9 protein-coding genes and 1 tRNA gene are annotated in these 9,381 nt (G+C 60.2%); 3 read left to right on the top strand and 7 right to left on the bottom strand.

The annotated features are described in order from the left end of the window. Positions 1–167: 167 nt before the first annotated feature. Positions 168–239, bottom strand: a tRNA-Cys gene (locus VJU77_09060). 177 nt (positions 240–416) lie between these two features. On the opposite strand from VJU77_09060, the gene hemL reads away from it, so the two are divergent. From hemL to VJU77_09045, 3 genes are all read left to right on the top strand, one after another. Next, positions 417–1,706, top strand: coding sequence for a glutamate-1-semialdehyde 2,1-aminomutase (gene hemL, locus VJU77_09055; protein HKP03493.1), 1,290 nt, complete (start codon positions 417–419; stop codon positions 1,704–1,706). A gap of 166 nt (positions 1,707–1,872) precedes the next feature. Then, positions 1,873–4,440, top strand: a complete 2,568-nt coding sequence (locus VJU77_09050) for a glycosyltransferase (protein HKP03492.1) — start codon at positions 1,873–1,875, stop codon at positions 4,438–4,440. A gap of 310 nt (positions 4,441–4,750) precedes the next feature. After that, entirely contained in the window at positions 4,751–5,704 is a 954-nt protein-coding gene (locus tag VJU77_09045; GenBank protein ID HKP03491.1) for a fatty acid desaturase, read from the top strand. A gap of 330 nt (positions 5,705–6,034) precedes the next feature. Here VJU77_09045 and VJU77_09040 read toward each other — a convergent pair whose 3' ends face one another. The 6 genes from VJU77_09040 to VJU77_09015 all read right to left on the bottom strand — a co-directional run bounded on the left by VJU77_09040 (position 6,035) and on the right by VJU77_09015 (position 9,157). Then, entirely contained in the window at positions 6,035–6,868 is an 834-nt protein-coding gene (locus tag VJU77_09040) for a hypothetical protein (protein HKP03490.1), read from the bottom strand. 20 nt (positions 6,869–6,888) lie between these two features. Further along, a complete protein-coding gene (locus VJU77_09035; GenBank protein HKP03489.1) occupies positions 6,889–7,224 on the bottom strand; it encodes a hypothetical protein in 336 nt (111 codons plus the stop codon). Positions 7,225–7,226: 2 nt separating this feature from the next. Continuing rightward, complete coding sequence (locus VJU77_09030; protein ID HKP03488.1) at positions 7,227–7,592, bottom strand: hypothetical protein; 366 nt, start codon at positions 7,590–7,592, stop codon at positions 7,227–7,229. Between the two features lie 61 nt (positions 7,593–7,653). Next, the gene (locus VJU77_09025) at positions 7,654–8,160 is read right to left on the bottom strand and encodes a hypothetical protein (GenBank protein HKP03487.1); all 507 of its coding nucleotides are present in this window, start codon (positions 8,158–8,160) and stop codon (positions 7,654–7,656) included. A 149-nt stretch (positions 8,161–8,309) separates the two neighbouring features. Further along, entirely contained in the window at positions 8,310–8,579 is a 270-nt protein-coding gene (locus VJU77_09020) for a hypothetical protein (protein ID HKP03486.1), read from the bottom strand. A gap of 101 nt (positions 8,580–8,680) precedes the next feature. Then, positions 8,681–9,157 carry a hypothetical protein gene (locus VJU77_09015; protein ID HKP03485.1) on the bottom strand — a complete coding sequence of 159 codons (477 nt, stop codon included), beginning with the start codon at positions 9,155–9,157 and terminating at the stop codon, positions 8,681–8,683. Between the last annotated feature and the right edge of the window lie 224 nt (positions 9,158–9,381).

Genomic DNA, 9,381 nt, shown 5'->3' with positions numbered 1-9,381 from the left:
ATCCCGAGCATGTTGAACAGGCGGGGGCGGGAATGGAGCGAGTGGGACGAGCGACATAGACGGAAAGCCGCGAGGGTAGCGGTGAGCGAGGCGGGAGCCGAGCGAATCAATCGAACCGGCACGTTGAGCAAAGGCCCCGTTGTCAGTTCATCCCGAGCATGTTGAACAGGCGGGGGCGGGAATCGAACCCGCGAATAGAGGTTTTGCAGACCCCGACCTTACCACTTGGCTACCCCGCCATTTCGCGAACGGGAGCGTAGGAGCGGCCCATCGCCCTGTCAACGCCGCGGCCCGCTCTCGCGGGGAGAGCTGGAATAATGGAGTAGAGGAGTAATGGGAAATGGCGGAATGGCGTTTGAATCATCACTCCATTACTCCAATACTCCATCACTCCATTTCCCGTTTACTCCATTCCCATGCCCTCTCGCTCACATGAACTCTTCCACCGCGCCCTCGACCGCATCCCCGGCGGCGTGAATTCCCCCGTCCGCGCTTTTCGCGGCCTGGGCCGGGAGCCGTTCTTCGTCGATCGCGCGGAAGGCGCCAGAATCTGGGACGTCGACGGCAAGGAATACATCGACTACGTCGGCTCCTGGGGCCCGGCCATCCTTGGTCACGCGCCACCGATCGTCGTAGAGGCGGTCCGCGCCGCCGCGGGACAGGGGGTCAGCTTCGGCATCCCCAATCCTTTGGAAGTGGAAATGGCGGACCTGATTTGCCGCTTGGTTCCTTCGATCGAAAAAGTGCGAATGGTCAACAGCGGGACCGAAGCGACGATGTCGTGTCTCCGGCTCGCACGCGGATTCACCGGGCGCGATAAAGTCATCAAGTTCGAGGGCTGCTATCACGGGCACGTCGATTCGCTTCTCGTCCAGGCCGGCAGTGGCGCGCTCACCCACGGCCGGCCCGACAGCGCCGGGGTCCCGCCGGACTTCGCCGCGCTCACGATCTCTCTTCCCTTCAACAAGATCGAAGCGGTCCGTGCCGCTTTTCGCGAAAATCCAAAGGCGATCGCCGCGATCATCCTCGAGCCAATCCCGGCCAACGCCGGACTCTATTTCCCCCGCGACAATTTCCTTCAGCAGCTTCGCGCCGAATGCAGCGCCCATGGTGCGCTCCTGATTTTCGACGAAGTCATGACCGGGTTCCGGGTCGCGCGCGGCGGCGTCCAGGAACTGTTCGGCGTCCAGCCCGACCTGACTGCGCTCGGCAAGGTCATCGGCGGAGGACTGCCGGTCGGCGCTTTCGGCGGTCGCGCTGAGATCATGGATCAACTCTCGCCGCAAGGCCCGGTCTATCAGGCCGGCACGCTTTCCGGTAACCCGCTCGCCATGGCCGCTGGCCTGGCGCAACTCCGCGAGTTGGAACGCGTCGACGGGTGGAAATTGCTCGACGCAGCCGGCGCGGATTTCGAGGAACTCGCGCGGGCCACCTTGCGCGATCTGAAACTGCCCTGGGTATTTCACCGCATCGGCTCAATGTTCTGCCTCTTCTTCACCGAGGAGCCGGTAGTCGATCTGGCCACCGCCAAACGAAGCGACCCCGAAAAGTTCGCGCGCTATTTCCGGGCCTCGCTCGACTGCGGCGTCTACTTCGCCCCTTCGCAATTCGAGACCGGCTTTCTCTCGACCGCGCACACTCGGGACGACATCGACCGCACTGCCGCCATCATCCGCGGAGCGCTAAGCGACGCTACAATCGACTAAGAAATTAACCGCGGATTACGCGGATGGCACGGATTGATTGAGTTCTTCATCCGCGATATCCGCGTAATCCGCGGTTAAAAGTCTTCGTAGAAACCTCGGCGGTTTCAAACCGCCGCTCCTTGTCGTGGACTGGACGCCGCTGCGAGGCCTCCTTACCATTGGGCCTGTGAGTTCACCGGCTCCGATCCGCGCGGTCGCGAAATTCTTCTTCGAAGGCGATCGCAAGTTCTTCGTCAAGGGCGTCACCTACGGCCCTTTTCGACCGGACAAGGAAGGCCATTACCTCGGCCCGCCCGACCAGCTCCGGCGCGATCTCGCCCAGATGCGCGACGTCGGGCTCAACGTCGTCCGCATTTATCACGTGCCGCCCCGCTGGTTCCTGGATTCCTGCGCCGAGGCTGGGATGCGCGTTCTCGTCACGTTGCCCTGGGAAAAGCACATCGAGTTTCTCCGCCTGAAATCCTCCCGCCAGAAAATATCGCAAATGGTCAGCGAAGGTGTCTCCGCGAATCGCGGTCATCCCGCCCTCTTCGGCTATCTGGTCGGCAACGAAATCTCGAGCACGATGGTCCGCTGGCTCGGCGTCCGGAGAGTCACCGAATTCGTCGAGCACCTCATCCGGATGGGGCGCGAAGTCGATCCCGGCGTTCTCTTTTCCTACGCCAGTTATCCGCCCACGGAGTTTCTTCTCCCGCAAAACAGCGACTTCTCCTGTTTCAACGTTTACCTGCACAACCAGGACGCGTTTGAGCGCTACCTGCTTCGGCTGCAAAACCTTTCCGAGGACCGCCCGCTCATCCTGGGCGAGTTCGGGATGGATACGATCCGCCACACCCAGGAGGAGCAGGCCGAGATGCTCGGGTGGCATACCGAGAGCGTCGTCAAATGCGGGCTCGCCGGCACGATCTTCTTTACCTGGACCGACGAATGGTTCACCGGCGGCGAGGAGATCAGCGATTGGGCTTTCGGCATCGTCACCCGGGCGCGAGAGCCGAAGAAATCGTTCTTCATGCTCAAGGAGAAACTCGGCCAGGACAACGCCGCCCTGCCGCACCGTCCGGCGCCCTCGTACCCGTTCGTCTCGATCATCGTCTGCTCCTACAACGGGGCCAAGACCCTGGAGGCATGCCTGGAGTCGTTAGGCAAGATTGATTACCCCAATTATGAGGTCATCCTGATTGACGATGGCTCGACCGATAATACCCGGGAAATTGCGGCCCGCTTCCCGGACGTTCGTTATGTCTATCAAACCAATCACGGCCTGAGCCATGCCCGGAACCACGGCGCCGCCCTCGCGAAAGGCGAAATCTTCGCCTACACCGACTCCGATTGCATGGCCGATCCGGACTGGCTCTTTTACCTCCTCAGCACGCTCCTGCACGGCGATTACGCCGGGGTGGGGGGACCGAACGTTTCGCCGCCAGCCCAGAACTGGGTCCAGGCCTGCGTCGCCGCCGCGCCCGGCGGCCCCAGCCACGTCCTTCTCACGGACACCGTCGCGGAACATATCCCCGGCTGTAACATGGCCTGGTATCGCTGGGCTTTCGAAAATATCGGCGGCTTCGATCCCGAGTATCACAAGGCCGGGGACGACGTCGATTTTTGCTGGCGCGTCCAGCAGGCTGGGCACGCCATTGCGTTCAGTCCGACGGCGGTCGTCTGGCATCATCGCCGGTTTACCTTAAAGGCGTTTCGCAAACAGCAGGAAGGTTACGGCGAAGCCGAATCGATGCTCCGGTTCAAGCACCTGATCTTCTTCGGCCCCACCGGCACCGCGAAATGGCGCGGGCAAATCTACGGCACGCCGCGGTTCAGCTGGTTCATTAACCGGCCCATCATTTATCACGGGATCTTCGGCGAAGGCTTCTTCCAGTCGATCTATCCCACGCCGCAATCGGAAATCGCCGCCTACCTCAGCAGTATCGAATGGTTCGCGCTCACCCTTTTCCTGTTCGGGCTCGGAATCTTTCTGCCGGACCTGCGGATCGTTCCCTACCTGATGTTTGGCGGGACGCTCTGCGTCGCGATCTCCTATATGCTCCGGGCCCGGATCGAGCCGCGGTTTGACACCATCCCGGCGCGGCTCCTGGTCACCTTTCTCGCTTTCGCCCAGCCGCTCGTCCGGGGGTGGTCGCGTTATTTCACCTGGCTCCATTTCAAGCGCACCCCGCGCGCCGTCATCAGCACCCACGAACAATTCCCGGCCGGAACGAAGTTCGCCGGCGGGCTGCGCGACCGCTGCTATTGGAGCGAGGAAGGCAAGGACCGCCATCATCTGCTCGGCTCCATCTTTGGCCTGCTCGATGAGGAAGGGTGGCGCTATTCCACCGACACCGGCTGGAACGAATGGGACATCCAGGTCTATGGCAATTTCTGGTGGAGCATCGTCCTCCGGACCGTGACCGAATATCACGGCGGCCCGAAATGCCTCACCCGCGCCGGGCTCCACTACCGGTTTGTCACCACCACGGTCATCATCAACCTCGTCGCGCTCTCGCTCCTGGCCTATCGGCAATTGCACGCCGGACATTTCACTCCCTGGCTCTGGTTCGTTTACGGCTGCTTCGTCCTCTTTCTCCTCCAGCGCGCCCGCGGCCTGAAATTGCGGGTGGCGGAGCTCGTCGATCTGGCCGCCTATCGCGCCGGCCTCCAGCGCATCCCTCGCAAGGCGAAGCCGGTTGAAGTTCCTTCCGTCAAGACAGCTCCGGTCGTCCAGGCTGCGCCGCCGCTCTAAGCCAGTCACCCCGGGCGAAGTCGAGGGACCCCGTAGAGCGTCGCTCGACCCTCGCCCGGCCTTTCAAACCTCGCCATTGCGGTGCTCGCGCTCCGGCTTTGCCGCGTGTGCCGCCCTCCTGGCGATGACATCAGCTTTCCACCCATCCGCGATATCCGCGTAATCCGCGGTTATTTCCTTCTCCGGAAGTCGCGGCTGGCACAACCGGATCGCTCCATCACTCCATAACTCCAATATTCCACCGCTCCGCCCGTCCCCTTGGGAAATTCCCGCGTGCGGAAAGGCGATTTTTCGCTATCCTTCTCCTCCCGTGCACGCACCTAACCAAGCCATCCACGACGTCGCCACGGAACGGCTCCAGACCGATTCCAGGATCTTCGCTTTCACCCGCTGGGACATCATCCCGGTCGCGGCGGAGCTGCTCCACCTCACCTATTTTTTCGGGATGTTCTTCCTTTTCCCGCTGGTGCCGCTCTGGGTAATGCTGATTCTCGGCTTCATTTATTCCGTTAGCATCTCCTGGAACATCAACGGCATCTCGCACAACTTCATTCACAACCCGTATTTCCGGTCGCCGCTTCTCAACCGGCTCTTCAGCGTTCTCGAATCGGTCAGCGTCGGGTTCAGCCAGGTCTTTTACGACTGCATCCATATGCAGCATCACAAAGGGAACGCCGACCGGCCCGACGAACAGGGCGAGACCATCGATTGGATTTCGATCTACAAACATGGGCACGACGGCGAGCCGGAGCATCCGTTGAGCTATACGTTCATGAGCTTTTTCCGGGAAGATCCGAAGACGGTCTTCCGGGCTTTGATGCGGAAAGACAAACGGGAAGCGTTCTGGGGCATTACCGAGCTGGTCTTGTTCGTGGGCACGTTCGTCACCCTCGGCATCCTGAACTGGCATTACATCATTTTTCTCGTTGGCTTCTGGTATTTCGGCCATTGCCTTTCCTACCTGAACGGCTACTACCGCCATTACGGGGGGAACCCCGACGAGCCGATCGCCTGGGGCGTGAGCAGTTACGACCGGCTCTATAACTGGATCTGGTTCTTCAACGGCTACCACGCCGAGCATCATTTCCGGCCCAAGGTCCATTGGACGCGGATGGAAGCGTTCCGCGACCAGATCGTCGAACAACAGCGCGCCGCCGGCGTCCGGGTGATCAAACCGCCGCACGCCCTCGGTTTTCTCGACCCCGACCTGCCGAAGTTCGGTCAGAGCCAGCCCCGCGGCGAGCCTTCCGCCTCTGTCAATTAGGCTGCGTTATCGCGCCTGAGGGAAAACTGCCCGCGAATTACGCCACGCCCGCAACGCTTCGCGTAGCGATGCGGGCAGGGCGAATAGACGCGAATGGAATTGGTAGGGGCGCCGCGGTGCGCGGTCCGGTGACTTCCTGGTTGCGGGTTGCGCATTTCATAGCCGGTGCCAGCGATCTAACAGAACCGAAACCAGCGATTCGCAAAGGCTTTCGGAGTTAGCGGCGTCGCGACGTCAGATGTTCGTGGCCACCCGACGAATGAAACGGATGTGTTTGCCGTTCCTGCCCCAGGATGTGACCGAGGGATATCTTTCCAACGAACGATTTTGTCATCGCCGAGTTTGTTCCACCCGTACACCCGCAAACATGGCCTCCAATTCGGCTCGAATAGCGGGAGCGTAATCAATTCGTTCGCCAGAAGTGGTTTGAAATGAAGCCCCGTTGCCATAGGCGACAAATAGCGTTTGCGATTCAGGCGCGTACCACGGCACATACAGCCCTTTGAGAACCACGTCATGGTATTCGCGCAAATGCGGAGTCCAATAGCTTCCCTTCGGCTGGCCAAGGAGACCGGCGACGCCCTTGCCGGATGACGACAAATCGCTGTGGCTTCTCATCGTGGCTTCGAACACGGCCCTATCCGCGCCTGCGATTCGCAAGGTGCCCGTGCGGCGAAACTGGGTCACTTCGGCGCGGGGAGAAGGATCGCCCGCGGAACGGAGCCACGCCTTCTGGTCGTGCTCCGCCAGCCGTGCGAGCTCGCGCATGAATTGGGCCGGATTGCTATTGATCAAAGCATTGTCGCGCCCGAAAACGTTTCGCCTGGCATCGACCGCGTAGACGCCCATCCAGGCCTGATATCGCGGAGAGCGGAAATCCGCACGGCTAACATAGCTGGCGAGACCCTGCGGCCCGCCGAAGGTAAAATAGCTTACGCCTTGGAGATTCAAATCCTTCCAGATGTCGTTCATGGTCAATTTGAACGGTTTCGTCCAACCTTTTGGAATCGTCGCCAGGACAACGGTGGCGCCGTCCGCCTGTTCCTGCTCTCGAGTCGCCTTGTCCTGGTTCGTTAACGTGCGTCCCAAACCGAGTTTTACCGACTCGCACGAAGTCAAAGCCAACAACAGCGCCGACAGCAGGATGGCGATCGTTGCTCTCATTGGTCTTCCTGATAAGGGGATCATTGCAACTGATCCACGAGAGCATCGATTCCGCCGCCGGCCACGAACCACGCTTCGACCACTTTTCCGTCGCGCTTTCGGACTCTGAACAGGTCGTACCGCTTCTTGCCCGGCGGCCAAACCAGCGCCTGATCGAGAATCTTGGCGCCCGGATACTTTTGCGCGATCCATGCGTAGGGCGACTGGTCGATGCCGACGCAAACAACGGCCTGCCGCTGGGAGCTGCCGTCGCCGCCATAGTACCCGGGTTTCGTATTACTGTAGTCGAGCGTCGGTGGCGTGCTGGTGCAGCCGACGACGCAGATGCAAAATATTAGAAGGAGCAGCGTGCGCATGGTCAGGCCTTGGTGCGACGTCCGGCGAGGCGATGGTAAGCGATGCCGGAGACGGTTAAAACGACCCCGAAGACCATGGCCACAAGATGGGGCATGAAATACTGCGGCTCCTTCCAAAACCCGATGATCGCGATGACAATGGAAGCGATCCCCGTCGCATACAAGAAGTACGCGGCCACGCGTGCCCCCTGCACGTTCTTTTTGAGGATGAGTTGGGTGGCGCGTTCGCCCTGGGTGAGCGCCTCCGCGCAGGCGGCGGAACACGCCATCCGGCCAGGCGCGGGCGCCCCTTCACAGCTGGCGCAAAGCCCGCGCCCACAATACGGGCAAATGGCGGTCGCTTCCTGGCTGTGCGTTGGGCATTTCATGATGGGGTCAGCGATCTAACGCGAAGACGTTGCGGGCGGCGGCGGTTCTTTCCGCGCCTCGTCAATTCGGAGAGGACTTCTCGTAAGCGGCATACATCTTCTGTTCGGGATTCTTGGCGATGATCGCTTCCACGACGGCGCGGAATTCATCCGTCAGCCAGTGTTTGCGTGTCGCCCACCATTCTCTCACGCCGGGGTAAGCGAAATAATCGGCCATGGTTCGCTCGACTCCGTCCCAGAGCGCCTTGTCGAGCGCACCGTCACGATAGTAAATGAACATGCCCTCACAGTTTCTGGTATACCTCGTGAAGAAGGCGCTAAAGCTGAGTTTGTCCGGTGCGTCGAGATCGTGGAAGGAGCGCACGCCACGGAGAAAAAGGACTGCGAACTCGCGGCTTTCCTGGCCGGTTTTGACCAGATCGCTCCACTGCACCGTTAAAATATTGATCCCGGCGCGGCGGCGCTCCTTGTTTTGCTCCCGGATCTGAACAGCGAGGTAAATCAACGAAACGATGACGCCAACGGCGGCAACCACTTGCCCGAGCGCGGAAAGCATTTCCCAGTTCATAAGGCGCCTTCAGATTAACGAGAAGGTGAACGGGTTCCAAGGGTTTCGGAGGACGGGCGTGCCAAATGTGGCCAGCCAGGAAGGTAACGAACCAGTCGCCGCCATCGCGTCAATGACTGGCTTGGATTCCGGAGTCTCCACTCGCTTGGTCAGGGGTTCGAGGTAATTTCTTTGGCGCGCTCGCGAACGGCCGCCAAGACAGTGTCGTACATACCCGGATGAGCAAGCAGTGCGATCGCAGCCGTAAGATCGGCATCTTCGCCCGCCGCACGCATTTGGCCAGCCATGTGGGTGAACGCGGCGCTACGCGCGGAGTCGGAAAGCCGTTCCAGGGAACAGAACCAGGTGCGGAGACCAGGACTCTCTATCAGAACCTGGGTGAGACTTACGACCGCTTCTGGAACTTCGGATTGGGACATTGTTCGCCGCCTAAGAGAACAAGGTGAGCGTCTCGCAAATTCACCGCTCGCGAATGCGCTCGTTCACGACAGCTCTCGGAGTCTGCTGATCGCGGTGCGCCTCATTTGGAAAGCTTCATCGGCAGGAACTCGAAGCGGACCGGTTCGCCATCGCCGCACTGTATAATGAGGGCATCCTTTTCAATCGTGCCGGCGCACTCATTGCGAATTTTGGCGTCGAACGTGGTGAAGTGAATCTGGTCTTTTTGAACGGTGTAGTAGCCGGCACCCCCCGTGGCTTCACGATTAAACCACTTGCTGATTTGTTCGGGGGTTCCCGTGCTCCCAGTAGAGAGAGCGGTGCCGTCTGCATAAAAGCGGAGATACAAACTGACCGGTTTAGAGGGCTTCTGATGCCGGTAAATCCCGTCGTAACGGAGGGCGGGGTCGGCGGCATTGGCAGGGGATAAACATAGGGCCAGCAGGCCGACAGTCAGGATTTTAATGGCAATGCGAATGGGACTTTTAAGTGACGCGTGACGAGTGACGTGTGACATGATGGGTGACCCTCCTTTGTTGTGCTTCGGCGTGAGTGACATGAACTGGCGCGCGAATCCATTCGGATTTCGCTCAAATTGCAAAGTTAGACCGTTGAAACTCCATTGCAATGCATCAGTCCACCACGACCGCCCCCAACCAGCCGCGCTCGATATGTTCAGGATGATTGGATGGCATTCGCCGAATCGCCTAACGCGAACCTAGTGAGGGCGTAGAAAGCGCGCCAGAGGACGAGCCTGTCCGTGGCCGACTTCCGGATTCGCTT

The organism is Chthoniobacterales bacterium, from assembly GCA_035274845.1.
Taxonomy (GTDB): Bacteria; Verrucomicrobiota; Verrucomicrobiia; order Chthoniobacterales; family UBA10450; genus AV80.
This window is presented reverse-complemented; position numbering and strand designations above follow the sequence as displayed.

Excerpts from the sequence above, each read along its gene's own strand:
- hemL (HKP03493.1), top strand. The coding sequence starts at position 417 with ATGCCCTCTCGCTCACATGAACTCTTCCACCGCGCCCTCGACCGCATC.
- VJU77_09040 (HKP03490.1), bottom strand. The coding sequence starts at position 6,868 with ATGAGAGCAACGATCGCCATCCTGCTGTCGGCGCTGTTGTTGGCTTTG.
- VJU77_09035 (HKP03489.1), bottom strand. The coding sequence starts at position 7,224 with ATGCGCACGCTGCTCCTTCTAATATTTTGCATCTGCGTCGTCGGCTGC.
- VJU77_09030 (HKP03488.1), bottom strand. The coding sequence starts at position 7,592 with ATGAAATGCCCAACGCACAGCCAGGAAGCGACCGCCATTTGCCCGTAT.
- VJU77_09025 (HKP03487.1), bottom strand. The coding sequence starts at position 8,160 with ATGAACTGGGAAATGCTTTCCGCGCTCGGGCAAGTGGTTGCCGCCGTT.
- VJU77_09020 (HKP03486.1), bottom strand. The coding sequence starts at position 8,579 with ATGTCCCAATCCGAAGTTCCAGAAGCGGTCGTAAGTCTCACCCAGGTT.
- VJU77_09015 (HKP03485.1), bottom strand. The coding sequence starts at position 9,157 with ATGTCACTCACGCCGAAGCACAACAAAGGAGGGTCACCCATCATGTCA.